The sequence below is a fragment of the Brucella sp. H1_1004 genome (assembly GCF_047308065.1).
Classification (GTDB): Bacteria; Pseudomonadota; Alphaproteobacteria; order Rhizobiales; family Rhizobiaceae; genus Brucella; species Brucella pseudogrignonensis_B.
The window spans coordinates 707,523-727,822 of record NZ_JAYKZA010000002.1 but is presented as its reverse complement, the minus strand read 5'-3'; the positions used below and the strand labels follow the sequence as shown (position 1 = coordinate 727,822).

Here is a 20,300-nt window from a genome sequence, read left to right as displayed (position 1 = left end):
AAGCAGGCCTTGCTTTCCAGAATGGGCTCATTTTCAAGGCTATTCGAGTAATTTCCCCATTCATCATCAGGGATGGCTCACTGCACATCGTTCTTTTATGTAACGCAGAAAACGCAGAAGCGTTTCCCGAAATATTACCTTGCCTTTCGTTTAAACGGTCAACACCGGAAATCCGGCTATTGCAGGTGCATTTCGTTATGCGAGCCGGGCTTCTATTGACTGAAACGTCAATTGTCAATCGCGGCCTCTGTTGGTCACTTCTTATGCAATGCGCCCGGTCTATTAGGAAAAAGCAAATTTAAATAAAGCCAGATTCTAGTGATTATGGAAGTTCCAGAACGATTCCATAACGTTACCAAAAGCGTACTTCATTCTGATCAGCTACGAATACCCTTGATCATCTTGCGGATAATCTGGCTTTTTTCTCACGCCTGCGTTGAACCGATGAAGCAATATTCATCGATTCCCTGTATTTTGCGACTGTACGGCGTGCGATATCCACTCCGTCTTTTTTCAACGCATCAACAATTGCATCATCGGAAAGCACGTCATCAGGCTTTTCTGTATCAATCATCTGACGGATACGATGACGCACGCTTTCGGATGAATGGGCATCGCCCCCCTCTGAAGAAGCAATGGATGCATTGAAAAAATAGCGCAACTCAAACACGCCACGCGTGGTTGCCATGAATTTATTGGCCGTCACCCGACTGATGGTTGATTCATGCATGCCGACTGCATCGGCAACAGTGCGCAAGTTCAGTGGTTTGAGATGTGTGACCCCGTCGCGAAGAAAGCCATCCTGCTGACGAACGATTTCCTGTGTGACTTTCAGAATCGTTCGCGCACGCTGATCAAGGCTACGCACCAGCCAGCTTGCGGACTGCATGCAATCAGACAGAAATGCTTTTTCGTCCGCCTTCACGGAAGGGCTGACTTCGGCATAATATTCGTTATTAACGATCAAGCGCGGCATCGCATCAGGGTTAAGCTCAATTGCCCACCCCCCATCACTTGTCGGCGACACCAGCACATCAGGTGTAATCACATCAGCAACCGAGACCTCAAACTGCGTGCCGGGCTTAGGATCAAGTGCCCTTATTTCACTCAACATATCGAGAAGATCGGACTGATCGACACCACAAAGCTTCTTGAGCGAAGCGAAATCCCGCCGCGCCAGCAGCTCAAGATTATCGATCAAAGCTGCCATTGCCGGATCGTATCGATCTTTCAGCCGAAGCTGGATCGCCAGACATTCGCGCAGATCGCGTGCAAAAATGCCCGCCGGATCAAAACCTTGCACCGCATGCAACACGCGCTCAACATGTTCGGTCTCAACGCCGAGGTTTTGCGCGAGCAACGATGTGTCGGCACGCAAGTAACCACTTTCATCGAGTGCATCGGCAAGAGCAGTGGCGATAAAACGATCAGCTGGATTGCTGAATGAGAGGGCAATCTGCTCAGCAATATGCTCATTCAAAGACGGGCGGCTCGCGGTAAGCTGATCAATATCATAGCTGCCGCCTGCGCCTCCACTATCCCCACCGGAAGTTTTCCACTGTGGGTCAAGCATGCCCCCCACATCATCGGAGCGGCCGGGATCATCTGGAAAAATATTTTCTAACGAGCTGTCAAAGGTCGATGAAAGATTCTGCGCGTCGGCCACGCTGTCAGTCTTGAACCAGTCTTCATCGGATGAAGCATCCGATGAGTCTGCGCTATCGCTTGCAGCTTCAGACTCTGCAAAATCATCATTTGCAGCTTCTATTCTGTCCAAAAGCGGATTTTTTTCGATCTCAATGTCGATAAATTGCTCCAGCTCAATATGCGTCATCTGCAACAGCTTGATGGACTGCATCAACTGCGGTGTCATCACCAGCGATTGCGACTGACGAAAATCAAGCTTTGGCGACAGAGCCATGCGGTGCGTAATCCCCCCGTTTCCCGAACGGCAATTGAGCTGGCACGCAACATGTTCCTGAATTGTTTTCAATTAAAGCGTGCAGTTCATCAAAACTGGTATGAACCTTGCTTGTCAATTCTGAATGTGCGTTTTTTCGAGAAAAGAGGAAAATAGTCGCAAAAATGACGCGACTGCTGAGGCAGTTGTCGCGTCATACACAGGAAGAAGGGAAGCGGTTTCCACATGCTTGTGGAAACGCGGAAGAATCAAAGCGTAAACTGATCGCCGAGATAGAGCCTGCGCACGTCAGGATTTGCGACGATTTCTGCCGGGCGCCCATGGGTCAGCACCTGACCCGCATGGATAATATAAGCACGGTCAATCAGGCCGAGTGTTTCGCGCACATTGTGGTCGGTGATCAGAACGCCAATGCCACGGCTGGTCAAATGGCGCACGAGCTGCTGAATATCGGAAACCGCGATCGGGTCAACACCCGCAAAAGGCTCATCGAGCAACATAAAGTTCGGGCGCGACGCAAGAGCACGGGCAATTTCGAGACGGCGGCGTTCACCACCCGACAGCGAAATTGCAGCAGCTTTGCGCAGATGCGAAATATGAAACTCTTCCAGAAGAGCATCGAGTTCCATCGCGCGCTTTTTGCGGTCCTTTTCGACCACTTCCAGCACGGCTTTGATATTATTTTCGACCGAAAGACCGCGGAAGATCGATGCTTCCTGAGGCAAATAGCCAATGCCGAGGCGCGAACGACGATACATTGGCATCGACGTTACATCGAAGCCATCAATCTCGATTGAACCGGCATCTGCCGGAACAAGGCCGGTCACCATATAGAAGCACGTCGTCTTACCGGCACCGTTCGGGCCAAGAATGCCGACAGCTTCACCAGCGCGAACACCAAAAGACACGCCGTTGACGACCTGACGTCCGCGGTAGCTCTTGCAAAGCCCACGCGCCACCAGAGTACCCTTGAGGCGTGTTTCTTTACCCGGCTGTGCAGGCATCATACCGTCCACAGCAGATGAAGGTGTAGCACTTTCAGAAACGGCCTGCGGCTCGTCGGCTTTCTTATTCCAGAACAATCCCACGTGCGCTCCGGTTAATTCGATTTGGGCGCAGCGCCGCCCTGCTGTTGATCCTTGGGCGACATAATGATCGAAACACGACCCTTGCTCTGGCCCTTGCAGCTTTCAAGGAAAGCCTTGCCGGTGCCCATATTGGCTGTCAGCTTGCAACCGGTAGCGACATTATCGCCGTCAGTAAGGACAACTTTCTGTCCCTGCAAAACCATGACCTGACTTTTACCGTCATAAGTGCCGGTATCACCCGTCGCGACCTGCGTACCGGATTTCAAATAAACCTTGCCGCTGATTTCGAGGCGATCAATGCCGGAACCGCTCAGCCCGGCAGTACCACCAGCGGGCTTACCGCCTTCACCCTGTGCATCCTTGTTATAAAAGACGATCATCTTGCCGGATTTTAAAAGCGCATCGCCCTGCATCACAGCAACATTGCCTGTGAAAATAGCCTTGCCTTCTTTGTCGAGCATTTCAAGTTTGTCGGCATCAATCTTTATAGGGTTTTTGCCATCAGAGAGCTTGAGGCTACCGAAGGGAACCTGCTGGCCCTCCTGAGCCGACGCTACACCGGATACAACAACAAGACCGAGCGCCAAAGCCGCAAATCCCATCCGCAACGTGCGGGTCTTCAAGCTCTTTTTCATCGTGCCCGTCTCGCGTTCCATCGCTTTTACTTCCCCTAAAGACCCACCTTGGGATCAGGTCCAGCGCAATTCATAACTGTCTGACGCTTAAACCGTTCTGAAAAGTCGATCAACCTTTCAAAACCATACATCAGACCATAATTCATAGGCCCTGATCTTAAACTTAACGCAGCCAGATAAAATATCTGACTGCGCAAAACCCGGATCACAATTCTCCAAAAACGCGCCACGAATGTCCGCTTGTTTTTTGGAAACTAACCCGCGTGATCACTTTCGGGCGTTTTGTCACCTGAAACTGCATCACCGTCAATCACTACACGCACTTTGTTTTCAAAGATGAGTACCTTACCGCTCTCTTTGATCTGCATAGTATCAGCACTGATCTGCGTATTACCATTGCGGATATCAACAGGCTTGTCGGTTTTCACTTGCCCAGTTTTGAGATTGACATCTGCGTTACGCATGACGGCATGTAAGCCTTCATCAGTGGTAACAGTAAAATCCTTATCAAGTTGCAAACGACCATTTGCATTATCGTAAACACCGGATGCAGCTTCAATCTTCGCGTTGCCCTTTTCGCCAACCGGTAGCTCTGCAGAAATGCCCTCCAGCGCAATCGAACCGCTATTCTTGGCATCCTGCACAGCTTTTGAAGCAACCATTGAGTAAGGGCGATTATCCTTCGTATAACCATTAAGCTGCGGATTAGTCATAACAAGCTTACCGCTCTCGCCACCATTGTTCACTTCGACCTTTACAGGCGTGGCAGGCGTCGCGAGAAATGTATACCAGGAAAAGACTGCGCCAAGCGCGACAGCAGCAACAGGCAAAGCAATCTTGAGCACACGCACGCGGACCGAATGACGTTGGGCAGCACGAAAAATTGAGGCTGCCTTTTCAGACGCGCCAAAACGCATGCCCGCGCTTTCAGAAACTACCGCGGCAGCTCCTCGCGAAACATGTATATGTGGTGTGTCAACGCTCATAGTATCTTTCAATCGTTTCAGGCTTTTCGTCAGCCTTTGAGCTCGCTTTATTGCTCAACTGGTTACGAAAATCTTAGGATCAACATCTTTCGTCGAATGCTATTTCGGCTCAATATGACTTATTTGGGGTTGAATAGCCTGCTACTCAAGCCTGTTACAGACCACAAAACAACGCACCTGCCATGCAAAACAGGCATAGACACTGGAAAAACCACATATTCTGGTCTTTTCAGAACTAACTGATAGCCTGATCAATTCCTTGTTAACATAAAACTAAATTTGTTTATAGTCTCCAGCCCGAGCACAAGGGAAGCGCGCCACCTTCCCCAATTGCGAACCATATATTAAAAGGCATCAATTATTATTTATCGTCTTTGTTGAATGGATGGACCAACCGAATGGCTCAAGATGCCGAAGCCCTGATCGAAAGACGCAAGCTACGCCGTAAATTGACTGTCTGGCGCGTCGCGTTTCTCCTTCTGCTGGCTCTATTGATCGCTGGCATCGCCTCCTATTCCATGCGCGGCAAAAATTTTGCCACGCCGCATGTTGCGAAAGTGCGCATCGAAGGCACTATTTTTGAGAATGAAGAGCTTCTCAAGCGTCTGAACAAGATTGCCGATGACGACAATGTGAAAGCCGTAATCCTCATTCTTGATTCTCCCGGCGGCACCACCGTTGGTGGCGAAACAATTTATGAGGCCGTGCGCAGAATCGCCAAAAACAAGCCAGTCGTCACCCAAGTTGGTACACTTGCGGCTTCTGCCGGCTATATGATTGCCGCTGGCTCAGACCATATTATTGCGCATCAAACCTCAATTGTCGGCTCGATAGGTGTGCTGTTCCAGTATCCCGATCTGTCAAAACTGCTTGATACAATTGGGGTGAAGGTTGAGGCTATCAAGTCTTCTCCTCTCAAAGCAGAGCCGAACTATTTCAGCCCGGCCAGCGAAGAAGCCAAAGCTATGATCCGCAGCATGATCATGGATTCCTATGACTGGTTTGTCGGCATTGTACAAGAACGCCGCTCTTTCACACATGAAGAAGCGCTGGCGCTCGCCAATGGTGCAGTTTTCACGGGCCGTCAGGCGCTGGAGAAAAAGCTGATTGACGGGTTGGGCGGAGAGCAGGAAGCGATTGATTGGCTGACAAGCAAAGGCATTTCCAAAGATCTGCCGAAACTTGAATGGAAGCCGGTCAGCGCAGACACCGGATTTTCGCTGCGCGATCTCATTATTCATGCTGGCGCAAAACTTCTGGGCTTGCCTCAGGAAGCCAATGGATTACTTAATGAAATCGCTAAAGATCGTATCTTCCTTGACGGACTTCTCTCCGTTTGGCACGTTGACGGAAAGCCGGGCAACAACCCGGCAAATAATTGAGTCCGTTTGTTGGACACCATAACCACAGGGGTTAAAAGCCGTGATCAAATCAGAACTCGTTCAGATTATCGCCAGCCGTAATCCGCATCTTTTCCAGCGCGATGTTGAAAACATCGTTGGAGCGGTTTTTGATGAGATCACAACCGCCCTTGCTGAAGGGAATCGCGTTGAGCTTCGCGGCTTTGGCGCATTCTCGGTGAAAAACCGACCAGCACGGAGTGGTCGCAATCCACGCACCGGCGACACGGTGGACGTCGAAGAAAAGTGGGTCCCTTTCTTCAAGACGGGTAAGGAACTGCGCGACCGTCTCAACGGCGCCATCTGATCTGTCATGGTGGCAAAGCGCGTCGTAACAATTGTCATTCTTGTGCCGCTAGCGATCATCCTGATCGCCTTGTCGGTGGCCAATCGTCAAACGATTGGCCTGACAATTGATCCGTTCAATCCCGGCAATCCAGCACTGACCTATCAGGCGCCGCTGTTTATATGGCTGTTTGGCGCGCTCATCCTCGGCGCGTTGATTGGTGCTGCCGTGACTTGGCTCACGCAAGGCAAGCACCGCCGTCGTGGTCGCTATTATAAAAAAGAAGCCTCACAGCTTCTCGAACGCGCCGAATCAGCCGAAAAACGCCACGCGTCTAACACTCTCACCAAGGTCTGATTGCGGCTTTTCGTTTTTTCACTTTCGTTCTGGCAGCATTTGCCCTACCTAAACCCAAAATAATAAACGGAGTTTCGGGTGAAGGCGCCAAAAGGAAAAGGCAAAAAGCCAACAGGCGGTAAAGAGCAGCGCGGTTCAGGCCGCGCAAAGCATGAAGAACCGCGTTCGGCTTCAAGACAAGGGAACAAGCCTGACGACAAGGGCACGTTCTTTAAAAAGCCACGCCCGCAATTCGCTAAGGCACCTGTTAAGCCCGCTGAAGAAAAGCACGTTGCTGCGCCCCAACGCGAAATCAAAGCGTATCAAGGCGAGCGTCCCGGCGAACGTGCGCCTGTCATTCTGGAAACTGAGCCATCAGATGATTATGCGCTGCTTGATAGCGGCGATGGTCTCAAGCTCGAACAATACGGCCCCTATCGCATCATCCGCCCGGAAGGTCAGGCCATCTGGCTTCCAAGCCTCGACAAAGGCGAATGGGACAAAGCCGACGCAGTCTTTACCGGCAATACCGATGAAGAAGGCATGGGCCGCTGGGCATTTCCAAAGCTGCCGATTGGTGAGCAACTCGGCGAAACATGGCCGATGCAGCATGACGGCATTTCATTTCATGGCCGTTTCACATCGTTCCGTCATGTCGGCGTGTTCCCGGAACAGGCCGCACACTGGTCCTATATGGACAAGCTTATTCGTGATGCAGCCAAGTCGGGTCGCACCGTAAAAGTGCTCAATCTGTTTGGTTATACTGGCGTAGCTTCCTTGGTCGCTGCACGCGCTGGCGCTGAGGTCACCCATGTCGATGCATCGAAGAAAGCAATCGTCTGGGCACGCGAAAATCAGGACATGGCCGGACTTTCCGACAAGCCAATCCGCTGGATCTGCGAAGATGCGATGAAGTTCGTGCAGCGCGAAGAGCGCCGCGGCAGCACCTATGACATCATCCTGCTTGACCCCCCCGCTTATGGCCGTGGCCCGAACGGTGAAGTCTGGCAATTGTTCGAACATCTGCCTGCGATGGTCGATACCTGCCGTGCAATCCTTTCGCCAAAAGCTTTGGCCGTCATTCTGACCGCCTATTCGATCCGCGCTTCCTTTTTTGCCATTCATGAACTGGTCCGCGACCGCTTCACCGGGCTTGGCGGAACGGTCGAATCGGGCGAACTTATTCTTCGCGAACGTGCCTCAAAGCGTGCGCTTTCCACCTCCATGTTCAGCCGCTGGGTAGCAAAATGAGCCGAGACGACGATTTTTCCAAAAGCGGCAATTCACATTCGGGCCAGCATTCAGGCCAACGCGTCGGTCAGGTAAAAGAAGTCACCAGCCTGACAAATCCAATTGTCAAAGACCTCCGCTCGCTCGCACTGAAAAAATTCCGCGACCAGCAGGGCGTGTTTCTGGCCGAAGGTCTGAAGCTCGTTATTGATGCTTTTGAACAGGATTGGCGTATCAAGACGCTTGTTTTTGCCAAATCCGGCAAGGGCAACAAAATGGTTGAGCAGGTTGCGGCCCGTACGTTTGCCAAGGGCGGACTGGTGCTGGAAGTGACCGAAAAGATCATGGCTGCGATCACCCGCCGCGATAATCCGCAGATGGTGGTCGGTGTTTTCGAGCAGCAATATCAGCAGCTTGCAAACCTCAAGCCAAAAGGGAACGATGTTTACATAGCGCTTGATCGTGTGCGCGATCCGGGCAATCTTGGCACCGTCATCCGCACGGCCGACGCGGTTGGTGCCAAAGGCATTATCCTGATTGGCGACACCACCGATCCTTATTCGCTGGAAACCGTGCGTGCAACGATGGGCTCGGTCTTCTCGTTGCCGCTCTATAAGACAACGGAATCCGAGTTTCTCAACTGGCGCAAAGGCTTTGCGGGGCTTCTCGTCGGCACGCATCTGAAAGGTGCTGTCGATTATCGCACCATTCCTTATGTCAAAAAACCGGTCATTCTGATGATGGGCAATGAACAGCAGGGACTGCCGGATAGTCTGGCCGAAAGCTGTGACAAGCTTGCGCGTATTCCGCAGGCTGGTCGCGCCGATTCGCTTAATCTGGCGATTGCCACCGGCGTCATGCTCTATGAAATTCGCCGCGATGCCCTCACCCTTGATGAAAGAACCAGCGGATGAAGCGCCATGCCGTCCTGTCATCGTTTTTCGTTGTCTTCTTTGCGGTTCTGATCGATCAGGGCGTCAAATATCTCGTTGAAACCCGGATGGGCTATCACGAGCAGATTGATATTCTGCCGTTTCTTGCGCTTTTCCGTACACATAATGAGGGCATCGCCTTCTCGATGCTGGCATGGCTGCACGACTGGGGACTGGTCGCGATTACCGCAGCCGTCATTGTTTTCGTGCTCTATCTCTGGTGGACCAATCCATCCAATCGCATCTTTGCGCGCTATGGCTTTGCGCTTGTCGTGGGCGGTGCGATTGGTAATCTGATCGACCGCGTGATGAATGGTTATGTGGTCGATTATATCCTGTTCCATCTGCCGACGTGGTCTTTTGCTGTTTTCAATCTGGCGGACACATTTATCACCATCGGTGCGGCACTGATCATTCTGGAAGAATTTCTTGGATGGCGGCGCGAAAAAGCAGCACGCTAACCATTTTTGTTGGTTGTTTTTTGCAGCCCAGGCGAAAGTCTTGATTGCACAGGGGCTTTCGCTTAGTTTGAATTCAAATTTAACAGTTTTTTGAAGGGGATAAGTTCGGTTCAAACCTTTTGACACATTGGTGACACGCTTCTGTCATCCTCGCGTAGCACTCAGTGCTTATTGCTATGGCGGGTATGGAACAAATCATCCTTTACCGCAGCAATCCATTCAGGAATGCGTGAATAACAGGATCAGGAGCGAATCATCATGTCAACTCTGCTTGGAATGAGCCAGCAAATCATCGATGATACGATCATGTCGGGTATAGAAGCACAGCAGGCACTCTTCGCAACCAATGGCGATCCCATTGTTCTGGGACGCATCGGTTCGCTTGAAGTTCGGCTGGCCAACTCCCGCGATGCCATAGAAGCGGCGCAGGAGTTGCGCTTTCGCGTCTTCTTCGAAGAAATGGGTGCCCGCAAGGAAAGCATTGAAGAAGTTGAACTGAGAGATGCAGACCGCTTCGACGCCATTTGCGATCATCTTCTTGTTTATGACACTGCCCTTCCTGTCCCTGAACACCAGCAGATCGTTGGCACCTATCGCCTGATGCGCAGCGAACAGGCCGAAAAAGCGCTCGGTTTTTATTCGGCAGATGAATATGACGTGCAGCGTCTCGCGCTTTCGCGCCCTGATTTGAGACTTCTCGAGCTTGGCCGGTCCTGCGTTAAAGCGGAATACCGCTCCAAGCGTACCGTTGAGCTGCTCTGGCAGGGTGCATGGGCCTATTGCCGTCGTCATTCGATTGATGTGATGTTTGGCTGTGCATCGTTCCATGGAGCCGTGCCGGCTGCACATGCGCTGGGACTGTCGTTCCTGCATCAGAATTGCCGTGCAACGCCTGATTGGGATGTTCGCGCGCTGCCACATCGCTATCAGCCAATGGATTTGATGCCTAAAGAAGCGATCAACACCAAGGTTGCGCTGTTCTCGATGCCGCCACTGGTGAAGGGTTACTTGCGCCTTGGTGCGATGATCGGTGATGGCGCGGTGATCGATGAAGCGTTTGGCACAACAGATGTTTTCATCATCCTGCCGATTGAGCGCATTTCCAGCCGTTACATCACCTATTACGGTGCGGATGCCAATCGTTTTGTATAAATAAAAAGGCGAAGCACCAGCTTCGCCTTTTTGATTTTACGCTCTGCCCGCCAATTCTTTGAGCTTATAAATCAGCTCAAGCGCTTCACGCGGCGTCAGCTCATCCGGGCTGATGTCAGCCACAGCCTTGGACAACTCGCTGTCTTTTGCACTCGCTTGCGGCTTTGGCTTTTCCTGTTTCAGCACGACTGAAAACAGCGGCAGATCATCGATCAGTTTGTCAGCCTTGCCCGATCTTTCACCGGCTTCGAGCTGATGCAAAACATCGCGTGCACGGTTGACGACAGCTTCGGGAAGCCCAGCAAGACGCGCAACCTGCACGCCATAAGAACGGTCCGCCGCCCCCTTTGCCACTTCATGCAGGAACACGACATCATTGTCCCATTCCTTCACCCGCATGGTGACATTCGACAGCCGGTCGAGCTTTTCAGAAAGTGCCGTCATTTCATGGAAGTGGGTTGCGAACAATGCGCGGCAGCGGTTCTTCTCGTGCAAATATTCAACCGCCGCCCAGGCAATCGAAAGCCCGTCAAAGGTTGCCGTACCGCGACCAATCTCATCGAGAATGACCAGCGAGCGTTCGCCCGCCTGATTGAGAATAGCGGCGGTTTCAACCATTTCCACCATGAAGGTCGAACGGCCTCGCGCCAGATCATCCGATGCACCAACCCGGCTGAATAAGCGGTCCACTACGCCGATCTGCGCAGAACCCGCAGGCACAAACGACCCCATCTGCGCCATGATCGCAATCAGCGCATTCTGGCGCAGGAAGGTCGATTTACCGCCCATATTCGGGCCAGTCAGCAACCAGATTGCTCCATTTCCGCCATCTGATTGCGGTGAGAGATTGCAATCATTGGCCACAAACGGATTGGCAGCCTGACGGCGCAGCGCCTGCTCCACCACCGGATGACGGCCAGCGACGATGTTGAAAGACAGACTGTCATCGACCAGCGGACGGCAATAGCCCTGCTCATCGGCAAGCACTGCGAGTGAAGCAGACACATCGAAAACAGAAAGTGCTGCAGCAGCAGCACGGATGCTATCGGCATGGCTGACTGCTTCGGCAGTCAGTTCTTCAAAGATTGCAAGCTCGATGGAAAGCGCCCGATCAGCGGCATTGGCGATCTTGCTTTCCAGCTCGGCCAGTTCGGTGGTGGTGAAGCGCATGGCATTGGCCATGGTCTGGCGATGGATGAAGCGGCCCTTTGCTTCGACCGTATCGGTCATGGTGCCGGAATTATTGGCCGTCACTTCAATGAAGTAACCAAGTACATTATTATGCTTGATTTTCAGCGTTTTAATGCCGGTTTCCTCGATATAGTCGGCTTGAAGTCCAGCAATGACACGCCGCGACTGATCACGCAGCGCGCGCATTTCATCGAGTTCTGTGTTATAGCCCTCGCGCACGAAGCCGCCATCGCGTTTCAATAATGGCATTTCATCTGCCAAGGCGCGATCAATGTGGGCAGCAAAACTTACCGGTAATGTCTCAATGGCTTCGCGTGCTGCTGCCAGTTCATCCGGTAAAAGCACGCCTTCCAGAAGCGAAGCGATACCGTTAGAGGCTTCAAAACCCCGCTGCAAAGCACCCAGATCACGCGGACCACCGCGACCAACCGCCAGACGCGACAGTGCGCGCGGCATGTCCGGCACGCCTTTCAGCTCCAGCCGCAGCCCTTCGCAAAGCGATTGTTCGCTTAAAAACCACGAAACAGCATCAAGACGCAGCGCAATCGCTTTGGGATCAGTCAAAGGTGCTGTCAGACGCTCGGCAATAAGCCGCGCACCACCGCCCGTCACTGTGCGGTCAATGGCCTTGAGCAGACTGCCCTCGCGATTGCCCGACATGGTGCGGGCCAGTTCAAGGCTTGCGCGGGTGGCAGGATCGATAAAAATCGTGCCGCCCTCCTGCTCGCGTTCAGGCCGCATCAACGGTGGACGCTCAGCAATCTGCGTCTTTTCAATATAGGCAATGGCACCCGAAATGGCGGAAAGTTCGGAACGGCTGAACTGCCCGAAGCCATCCAGCGTCGCCACATTGAAATAGCGCTGAATGCGATTTTCAGCAGCAGCACTGTCAAACAGGGTTGCAGGCTGGGGAATGACCGCCTTGCCGATAAGATCAAAAGTCGGACGCAGCTCAGCATCATGAAATGCCGTATCCGCCACGATCAACTCACGCGGGTCCACCCGCGCAACATCGGCAAAAAGCCGGTCTTCGCTCGTTTCCGACACACGGAATGTGCCGGTGGAAATATCGATCCATGCAAGGGCCAACGCGCCGTCGCCTTTGGTGCGGCCCAGCGCCATCAGATAGTTGGCCTCTGACGGATCAAGCAGCTTTTCTTCGGTGATGGTACCGGGGGTTACCAGCCGGATCACATCGCGGCGGACCACCGATTTCGAGCCGCGTTTCTTGGCTTCCGCCGGGTCTTCAATCTGTTCACACACCGCAACGCGATAGCCTTTGGCGATCAGTCTTTGCAGATAGTCATCGGAAGCATGAACCGGCACACCGCACATCGGAATATCGTCACCGAGGTGCTTGCCACGCTTGGTCAGCGTGATGCCCAGCGCTTTGGAGGCTTCAACCGCATCGTCGAAGAACAGCTCGTAAAAGTCGCCCATACGATAGAAAAGCAGCGAATCAACATTCGCAGCTTTGATCTCAATATACTGTTCCATCATGGGCGTGAGGCGAACAGCGGTTTCCTGCGTGATATTTTCACCCGCTTCCAACTGTTTTTCTTCGACCTTCGCTTCCATGCCAAACCTTCATTTATTGCGATTTAAATCCATTTAAAGACATAATAATATCGATATCATGCTTTTTCGGATCAATATCTATTCCAAAATGCGTTGTTTACACTCCCGCGGACTGGCGTTATCGAAATCGTCCCGCAGAAGAAACCGGAGGGAACATGCCAGTCTCGACGCCGAAGGGCAACACGCCAGAACACACACCCACAGCCAGTGAGAAGGAAGCGCTCGACTTTCACGCTCACGGTCGCCCGGGCAAGCTGGAAATCAATCCCACCAAACCAATGACCACGCAGCGCGACCTGTCGCTGGCCTATTCGCCGGGTGTCGCAGTACCAGTCAAGGCTATCGCCGAAAACCCTGCCACCGCTTATGATTATACGGCCAAGGGTAATCTGGTTGCGGTCATTTCCAACGGCACCGCCATTCTTGGTCTTGGCAATCTGGGTGCACTGGCTTCAAAGCCCGTCATGGAAGGCAAGGCCGTCCTCTTCAAGCGCTTTGCGGATGTGGATTCCATCGATCTGGAAGTCGATACGACAAACATTGATGAATTCATCAATGCCGTGCGCTATCTCGGCCCATCCTTCGGCGGCATCAATCTCGAAGACATCAAGGCACCAGATTGCTTCATCATCGAACAGCGCTTGCGCGAAGTGATGGACATTCCGGTTTTCCACGATGATCAGCACGGCACAGCCATCATTGCCGCAGCAGGCATGATCAACGCGCTGCAATTGACGGGTCGCGACATCAAGAATACCAAGCTCGTCTGCAATGGCGCTGGCTCGGCAGGCATTGCCTGTATTGAGCTGATCAAGGCCATCGGCTTCCCGTCCGAAAACGTCACCCTCTGTGACACCAAAGGCGTCGTCTATCAGGGCCGTGAAGAAGGTATGAACCAGTGGAAGTCGGCCCATGCTATCAAAACGTCCAAGCGCACGCTTGAAGACGCGATGAAAGATGCGGACATTTTCTTCGGCGTTTCGGCAAAGGGCGCTCTGACCAAGGAAATGGTGCGCTCGATGGCACCCAATCCGATCATCTTCGCCATGGCCAATCCGGACCCGGAAGTGACACCGGAAGACGTGGCCGAAGTGCGTGACGATGCCATTGTCGCCACAGGCCGTTCGGACTATCCGAACCAGGTCAACAATGTTCTCGGTTTCCCGTATATTTTCCGTGGCGCACTCGATGTGCGTGCAACCACGATCAATGACGAGATGAAAATTGCAGCGGTTTACGCGATTGCGGAACTGGCACGTGAAGACGTACCGGATGATGTGGTTGCCGCTTATCAGGGCAGCCGTCCGCGTTTTGGTCCGCAATATATCATTCCAGTTCCGTTCGATCCGCGTTTGCTGGCAACCGTTTCGGCAGCTGTTGCAAAAGCGGCGATTGAAACCGGGGTCGCCGGGCGCGTGATTGAAGATATTGAGGGCTATAAGCAGGAACTGCTCGCCCGTCGCGATCCAATTGCCTCCACACTGCGCGGCATTTATGAGCGCGTGCGCCGTCAGCCAAAGCGCATTGTGTTTGCCGAAGGCGAAGAAGAGCCTACGATGCGTGCTGCTGTTTCCTACGTCAATCAGGGCCTTGGTACGGCGATCCTGGTGGGCCGCGAAGAACGTGTGGCTGAAACCGCCAAGGAAGCTGGCCTTGACCTCAACCGACCGGGCATTGAAGTGATCAATGCGCGTCTTTCAAGCCGCAATTCGGTCTATGCGGATTACCTTTACGAAAAACTCCAGCGCAAAGGCTATCTGACACGCGATTGCCATCGCCTGATCAACAATGACCGCAATCATTTTGCGGCGTGTATGGTTGCCCTGGGCGATGCAGATGGCATGGTGACGGGGATCACCCGTAACTATGCAACAGGCCTTGAAGATGTGCGCCGTGTGATCGATTCAAAGCCGGGTCATCGTCTGGTGGGTGTTTCCATTGCGCTCTGCCGTGGCCGCACTGTGTTCATCGCGGATACTGCCGTGCACGAAAAGCCAACGGCCGAAGAACTTGCCGATATCGCTGTTGAAGCCGCAGGCATGGCACGCCGAATGGGCTATGTGCCGCGTGTTGCACTCACCGCATTTTCGACCTTCGGTCATATGGGCGGCGAAAGCGCAACGCGTATTCAGGAAGCCGTGCGCATCCTCAATACGCGTCATGTCGATTTCGAATTTGACGGCGAGATGAGTGTTGACGTGGCGCTGAACCCAAAGTTGATGGAACGGTATCCTTTCATCCGCCTGTCCGGTCCGGCCAATGTCATCGTCACGCCTGACAATCACTCGGCATCGATTGCAGCCAATATGCTTCAGGAACTGGGCGGCGCGACGATTATCGGCCCGCTACTCGTTGGTCTCGATAAACCAGCGCAGATCGTCAGCATCGGCGCCAAAGATACCGATATCGTCAATATGGCGGCCATTGCCGCCTATAATGCTGGCAACTGAACAAACCAGTTGGAATAATAAAGGCCGGGCAATGCCCGGCCTTTTCTTTTGAATATTCATACAATTTAAAACCGGCTATAGGATAGTTCTATCAGTTTCCTCTTACGTCGCGTGCTTTGCAAAGCACGCGACGTAAATTCAACAATGCATAGCGTCTTTTGTGCGTCCAAACGGACGCACGGCGCTATGGCAAGCCGGACACACGAGCCGAATGAGCGCACACGACCTGAAGCTTGAAGACATCGTCAATCCAGACGCATTGCGTCGCAAGATTAACGAGCTCGCGGACTCAGCTGACGAAAGCTACCAAAGCCTCCCCGTTCGCAAAGTGGTTTTGCATGCGCTCAAAGATGCGCTCGTACGCGGCCGGGGCAACGCCGAAAACATGCTGATGAAGGATGGTGGTGGCACGCTTTGTGCCAGGCGTCTTTCTTATCTGATGGACACGCTGATCAGCGCGCTTTTTGAATTCACCAGCACAAAAGTCTATCCGGCACTCAACCCATCCAAAGCAGAGAACATGGCGATTGTGGCTGTGGGGGGCTATGGGCGCGGCGGACTGGCGCCGGGGTCTGATATCGACCTTCTGTTTCTGCTTCCCTACAAGCAGACGCCGTGGGGTGAGCAGGTTGCGGAATATATGCTCTATATGCTGTGGGATATGGGGCTGAAAGTCGGCCATTCCACCCGCAATATCGACGAGTGCATTCGCCTTTCGCGCGAAGATATGACCATCCGCACCGCCATTCTGGATGCGCGTTTTATCATCGGCAATCGCGATCTTTTCAGCTCTCTCGTCACACGTTTTGACGAAGAAGTCGTCAAGGATACCGGCCCAGAATTCATTCAGGCCAAGCTTGCCGAGCGTGATAACCGTCATCGTAAGGCAGGTGAAACCCGCTATCTGGTCGAGCCGAATGTCAAGGAAGGCAAAGGCGGTCAGCGTGATCTGCATACGCTGTTCTGGATCGCCAAATATTTCTACCGCGTCAAAAGCAAGGAAGAACTCGTCAAGCTCGGCGTGTTGTCACGCGCGGAGCTGAGGCTTTTCAACAAGGCGGAAGATTTTCTCTGGGCCGTGCGCTGCCATATGCATTTTGCAACGCTGAAGGCAGAAGAACGCCTCTCCTTCGACATTCAGCCGGAAATCGCGCAGCGTCTCGGCTATACAGCCCATCCCGGCCAGAACTATGTCGAACGCTTCATGAAGCATTATTTCCTCGTGGCAAAAGATGTGGGCGATTTGACGCGCATTCTTTGTGCTGCGCTCGAAGAACAGCAGGCCAAGCATGTTCCGGGCTTTAATCGCATCTTCCTGACCTTTTCCAACCGCAAGCGCAAGCTCGCTGGTACAAACGATTTTATCTCTGAAAATCATCGCATCAATATTGCTGATGCTGATGTGTTCAAACGCGATCCGGTCAACATTATCCGCATCTTCCATCTGGCCGATAAGCTCGGGCTGGAATTTCATCCCGATGCCATGCAACAGCTCACGCGCTCGCTGAAACTCATCAATGCGGACCTGCGTGAAAATCCGGAAGCCAACAGGCTGTTTCTCGAAGTGCTGACCTCGCCGCGCAATCCCGAACTCATTCTCAGGCGCATGAATGAATCGGGCGTGCTGGGCAAATTTATCCCGGATTTTGGCAAGATCGTCGCGATGATGCAGTTCAACATGTATCATCATTACACTGTCGATGAGCATCTGCTGCGCTGCATTGCCGTGCTTTCCGAGATTGAGCATGGCGATCTCGAAAACGAGCATCCGCTTGCCAATCAACTGATTTCCACGCTCAAACGCGACCGTAATCTTCTTTATGTGGCAATGCTGCTCCATGATATTGCAAAGGGACGCCCCGAAGATCATTCGATTGCCGGCGCACGCATTGCCAAAAAACTATGCCCGCGCTTCGGCCTTTCTAAATCCGAAACTGAAACCGTCGAATGGCTGGTGCGCGAACACCTGACCATGAGCATGATTGCGCAGTCACGCGATCTCAATGATCGCAAAACGATTGTCGATTTCGCCGATACGGTTCAGACGATGGAACGGCTGAAGCTTCTGCTGATCCTGACGGTCTGCGATATCAAGGGTGTGGGTCCCGGTGTTTGGAACGGCTGGAAAGGCCAGCTGCTGCGCACGCTGTTCTTTGAAACCGAATTGGTTCTGACGGGTGGCTTCTCAAAACTTCCGCGTGCAGATCGCGACAGGCAGGCACGGGCAGCGCTGGCCGAAAAATTGAGTGACTGGCCAGAAGCCGAACGCAACGCCTATCTTGGCCTGCATTACACCAATTATTTCCTCACGGTCAGCCTTGATGATCAGGTGCGCCACGCGCATTTCATCCGCGAAGCAGACCGCAACGATCGTGCGCTGGCTACCATGGCCAAGCCGCATACATTTGAAGCAGTCACGGAAATCACCGTGCTTGCGCCCGATCATCCGCGCCTTTTATCGATCATCACCGGCGCGTGTGCTGCGGCTGGTGGCAATATTGTTGATGCGCAGATTTTCACAACCGGCGATGGACGCGCGCTTGACACAATTCTGATCAGCCGCGAGTTTGACACCGACGAAGACGAACGCCGTCGTGCCGAACGTGTGGGCAAGGTGATTGAGGATGTGCTGTCCGGCAAAGCGCATCTGCCCGATGTTTTGGCCAAACGAACAAAGCCAAAACGCGGCGCAAAGGCATTCAAAGTCGAGCCGCGTGTGGAAATAAACAACACACTTTCCGACAAATTCACCGTGATTGAAGTGGAGGGGCTTGATCGCCCCGGCCTTTTGTCAGAATTGACGGGCCTTATTTCTGACTTGTCACTGGATATTGCTTCGGCCCATATCACCACGTTCGGGGAAAAGGTGATCGACAGCTTCTATGTTACTGATCTCGTCGGCCACAAAATTTCAAACGCAACGCGGCAGGGCAATATCAGACGCAAACTTACTGCCGTCCTTAGTGGCGAAAATACCGCTAAGACCAATGGCCGCGCAGCAGCATAATATAGGTATTTCAATCGAATGAGTTTGGTCAAAAAGTTTGCAACCGTTGCCTCTGGCACGCTGATGAGCCGTATATTCGGTTTCACGCGTGAAATGTTTATGGCAGCGGCACTCGGGACAGGGCCGGTCGCGGATGCGTTCAATGCGGCCTTCCGGTTCCCAAATACGTTCCGCAGACTGTTTGCCGAAGGCGCGTTCAACGCTGCCTTCGTGCCGCTGTTTGCAAAAGAGATTGAGAACAATGGCATAGACGGCGCGCGTCGCTTTTCGGAAGAGGTGTTCGGCGTCCTCTTCACGGTTCTGATGTTCATTACGATTGCCATGGAACTCTCCATGCCGTTTATCGTACGCACCGTCATTGCGCCGGGCTTTGCCGATGACCCGGTCAAGTTTGACAATACCGTGCGGCTCGCCGTGATCATGTTCCCCTATCTTGCCTGTATGTCGCTGGCATCAATGATGGCGGGAATGCTCAATTCGCTGCATCGTTATTTCGCGGCAGCCATAGCGCCGGTCTTTCTCAACATCATTCTCATTGCGGTTCTCGCCTTCACCTGGTGGCAAGGATATGACGCGCTCGCCGTCGGCTATGCGCTGTCATGGGGTGTGATGGCGGCAGGTCTGGTGCAGCTCGCCATCGTCTGGATCGATGTCCGCGTCGCAGGTATCAAAATCGGGTTCCGGCGCCCGCGTCTGACGCCCGGCGTCAAACGTCTGCTTGTTCTCGCATTTCCAGCCGCAATCACTGGTGGCATCACGCAGATCAATCTGCTGATCAACACCAATATCGCCTCGGGTATGGAGGGTGCAGTTTCCTCGCTCGTTTATGCCGACCGCATATACCAGCTGCCTCTTGGTGTGGTTGGTATTGCAGTTGCAACCGTGCTGCTGCCCGAGCTTTCACGTGCTTTGCGCGGTGGGCACATGAAAGAAGCATCAAACCTGCAAAACCGCTCGGTTGAATTCACGCTGTTTCTCACACTTCCGGCTGCGGCGGCCCTTCTGGTCATGTCAGAGCCGATTGTCCGACTGTTGTTTGAGCGCGGGCAGTTCAGCGCAGAATCAACACTTGTTGTTTCCAGCATTCTGGCGATTTATGGCATCGGCTTGCCAGCTTATGTGCTGATCAAAGCTTTTCTTCCGGGTTTCTTTGCGCGCGAAGACACCCGCACACCCATGATCTTTGCAGCCATTTCGGTTGCGATGAATATAACCCTCGCCCTCACGCTGTTTCCGCGTATGGGACCAACCGGCATCGCCATTGCAGAGATCACAGCGGGCTGGATCAATGCCGCATTGCTCTTTGCAATGCTGATAAAGCGTGGTCATTGGGGCAATGATATTCCGCTGCTCACCCGTATTCCGCGATTGCTGATTGCAGCCGGGGTGATGGCGGCTGGCATTCATTTTGCCATCGGCTATTTTGCGCATGAGCTTTCATCAGCGTCGTCCTTTGGCGTACGCGCCGGAACTCTTGCGGCCATGGTTATAGCGGCGATGGTCGTCTATTTTGCGCTGGCCTTTGGGCTTGGTGGCGCGAACACGGCGATGATCCGACGAGGCATCAAGCGCGGTGGCACGAAGAAGGAAGCCGGTACAGACACATAATTCTCCTTGAAAGCGGATTGTGGCTCTGCGAAAAGGCAA

The 20,300-nt window shown here is 53.0% G+C and carries 15 protein-coding genes; 10 read left to right on the top strand and 5 right to left on the bottom strand.

Annotation, left to right across the window (positions count from 1 at the left end; all coding sequences use genetic code 11):
- Positions 1-397: 397 nt before the first annotated feature.
- The 4 genes from rpoN to lptC form a co-directional block, all read right to left on the bottom strand.
- The gene (gene rpoN, locus U2P60_RS10675; protein WP_413572572.1) at positions 398-1,921 is read right to left on the bottom strand and encodes an RNA polymerase factor sigma-54; all 1,524 of its coding nucleotides are present in this window, start codon (positions 1,919-1,921) and stop codon (positions 398-400) included.
- Between the two features lie 248 nt (positions 1,922-2,169).
- Positions 2,170-3,009 (bottom strand): LPS export ABC transporter ATP-binding protein, encoded by an 840-nt coding sequence (lptB, locus tag U2P60_RS10670; RefSeq protein WP_313827801.1) that lies wholly within the window; start codon positions 3,007-3,009, stop codon positions 2,170-2,172.
- Between the two features lie 11 nt (positions 3,010-3,020).
- Positions 3,021-3,665, bottom strand: a complete 645-nt coding sequence (locus U2P60_RS10665) for an LptA/OstA family protein (protein ID WP_313827800.1) — start codon at positions 3,663-3,665, stop codon at positions 3,021-3,023.
- A gap of 233 nt (positions 3,666-3,898) precedes the next feature.
- Positions 3,899-4,630 (bottom strand): LPS export ABC transporter periplasmic protein LptC, encoded by a 732-nt coding sequence (gene lptC, locus U2P60_RS10660; protein WP_413572570.1) that lies wholly within the window; start codon positions 4,628-4,630, stop codon positions 3,899-3,901.
- Between the two features lie 398 nt (positions 4,631-5,028).
- Here lptC and sppA point away from each other — a divergent pair, with 398 nt between their 5' ends.
- The 7 genes from sppA (at position 5,029) to U2P60_RS10625 (ending at position 10,427) form a co-directional block, all read left to right on the top strand.
- Positions 5,029-6,012: a signal peptide peptidase SppA gene (gene sppA / locus U2P60_RS10655; RefSeq protein ID WP_413572569.1), complete on the top strand. Its 984-nt coding sequence runs from the start codon at positions 5,029-5,031 to the stop codon at positions 6,010-6,012.
- A gap of 40 nt (positions 6,013-6,052) precedes the next feature.
- Positions 6,053-6,337, top strand: coding sequence for an integration host factor subunit beta (locus U2P60_RS10650; RefSeq protein WP_250039129.1), 285 nt, complete (start codon positions 6,053-6,055; stop codon positions 6,335-6,337).
- A 6-nt stretch (positions 6,338-6,343) separates the two neighbouring features.
- On the top strand, positions 6,344-6,673 hold the full coding sequence (locus U2P60_RS10645; protein WP_413572567.1) for a lipopolysaccharide assembly protein LapA domain-containing protein: 330 nt from the start codon (positions 6,344-6,346) through the stop codon (positions 6,671-6,673).
- A 78-nt stretch (positions 6,674-6,751) separates the two neighbouring features.
- Entirely contained in the window at positions 6,752-7,903 is a 1,152-nt protein-coding gene (locus U2P60_RS10640; RefSeq protein ID WP_413572565.1) for a class I SAM-dependent methyltransferase, read from the top strand.
- Positions 7,900-8,796, top strand: coding sequence for a TrmH family RNA methyltransferase (locus U2P60_RS10635; protein ID WP_413572564.1), 897 nt, complete (start codon positions 7,900-7,902; stop codon positions 8,794-8,796). Before U2P60_RS10640 ends, U2P60_RS10635 begins: the two co-directional genes overlap by 4 nt.
- A complete protein-coding gene (lspA, locus tag U2P60_RS10630; protein ID WP_413572563.1) occupies positions 8,793-9,275 on the top strand; it encodes a signal peptidase II in 483 nt (160 codons plus the stop codon). Before U2P60_RS10635 ends, lspA begins: the two co-directional genes overlap by 4 nt.
- Positions 9,276-9,533: 258 nt before the next feature.
- On the top strand, positions 9,534-10,427 hold the full coding sequence (locus U2P60_RS10625; RefSeq protein ID WP_313827793.1) for a GNAT family N-acetyltransferase: 894 nt from the start codon (positions 9,534-9,536) through the stop codon (positions 10,425-10,427).
- 36 nt (positions 10,428-10,463) lie between these two features.
- Here U2P60_RS10625 and mutS read toward each other — a convergent pair whose 3' ends face one another.
- Positions 10,464-13,196: a DNA mismatch repair protein MutS gene (gene mutS, locus U2P60_RS10620; RefSeq protein WP_413572560.1), complete on the bottom strand. Its 2,733-nt coding sequence runs from the start codon at positions 13,194-13,196 to the stop codon at positions 10,464-10,466.
- 155 nt (positions 13,197-13,351) lie between these two features.
- On the opposite strand from mutS, the gene U2P60_RS10615 reads away from it, so the two are divergent.
- The 3 genes from U2P60_RS10615 (at position 13,352) to murJ (ending at position 20,261) form a co-directional block, all read left to right on the top strand.
- On the top strand, positions 13,352-15,646 hold the full coding sequence (locus tag U2P60_RS10615; RefSeq protein WP_413572558.1) for an NADP-dependent malic enzyme: 2,295 nt from the start codon (positions 13,352-13,354) through the stop codon (positions 15,644-15,646).
- 211 nt (positions 15,647-15,857) lie between these two features.
- A complete protein-coding gene (locus U2P60_RS10610) occupies positions 15,858-18,653 on the top strand; it encodes a [protein-PII] uridylyltransferase (protein WP_413572556.1) in 2,796 nt (931 codons plus the stop codon).
- A gap of 18 nt (positions 18,654-18,671) precedes the next feature.
- Entirely contained in the window at positions 18,672-20,261 is a 1,590-nt protein-coding gene (gene murJ / locus U2P60_RS10605) for a murein biosynthesis integral membrane protein MurJ (protein ID WP_413572554.1), read from the top strand.
- Positions 20,262-20,300 lie beyond the last annotated feature (39 nt).

Bases quoted from the DNA above. Each gene is read 5' to 3' on its own strand.
- mutS (WP_413572560.1), bottom strand. From the start codon at position 13,196: ATGGAAGCGAAGGTCGAAGAAAAACAGTTGGAAGCGGGTGAAAATATC.
- lptC (WP_413572570.1), bottom strand. From the start codon at position 4,630: ATGAGCGTTGACACACCACATATACATGTTTCGCGAGGAGCTGCCGCG.
- sppA (WP_413572569.1), top strand. From the start codon at position 5,029: ATGGCTCAAGATGCCGAAGCCCTGATCGAAAGACGCAAGCTACGCCGT.
- murJ (WP_413572554.1), top strand. From the start codon at position 18,672: ATGAGTTTGGTCAAAAAGTTTGCAACCGTTGCCTCTGGCACGCTGATG.
- U2P60_RS10625 (WP_313827793.1), top strand. From the start codon at position 9,534: ATGTCAACTCTGCTTGGAATGAGCCAGCAAATCATCGATGATACGATC.
- U2P60_RS10665 (WP_313827800.1), bottom strand. From the start codon at position 3,665: ATGGAACGCGAGACGGGCACGATGAAAAAGAGCTTGAAGACCCGCACG.
- U2P60_RS10610 (WP_413572556.1), top strand. From the start codon at position 15,858: ATGAGCGCACACGACCTGAAGCTTGAAGACATCGTCAATCCAGACGCA.
- U2P60_RS10615 (WP_413572558.1), top strand. From the start codon at position 13,352: ATGCCAGTCTCGACGCCGAAGGGCAACACGCCAGAACACACACCCACA.
- U2P60_RS10635 (WP_413572564.1), top strand. From the start codon at position 7,900: ATGAGCCGAGACGACGATTTTTCCAAAAGCGGCAATTCACATTCGGGC.
- lspA (WP_413572563.1), top strand. From the start codon at position 8,793: ATGAAGCGCCATGCCGTCCTGTCATCGTTTTTCGTTGTCTTCTTTGCG.
- U2P60_RS10645 (WP_413572567.1), top strand. From the start codon at position 6,344: ATGGTGGCAAAGCGCGTCGTAACAATTGTCATTCTTGTGCCGCTAGCG.
- rpoN (WP_413572572.1), bottom strand. From the start codon at position 1,921: ATGGCTCTGTCGCCAAAGCTTGATTTTCGTCAGTCGCAATCGCTGGTG.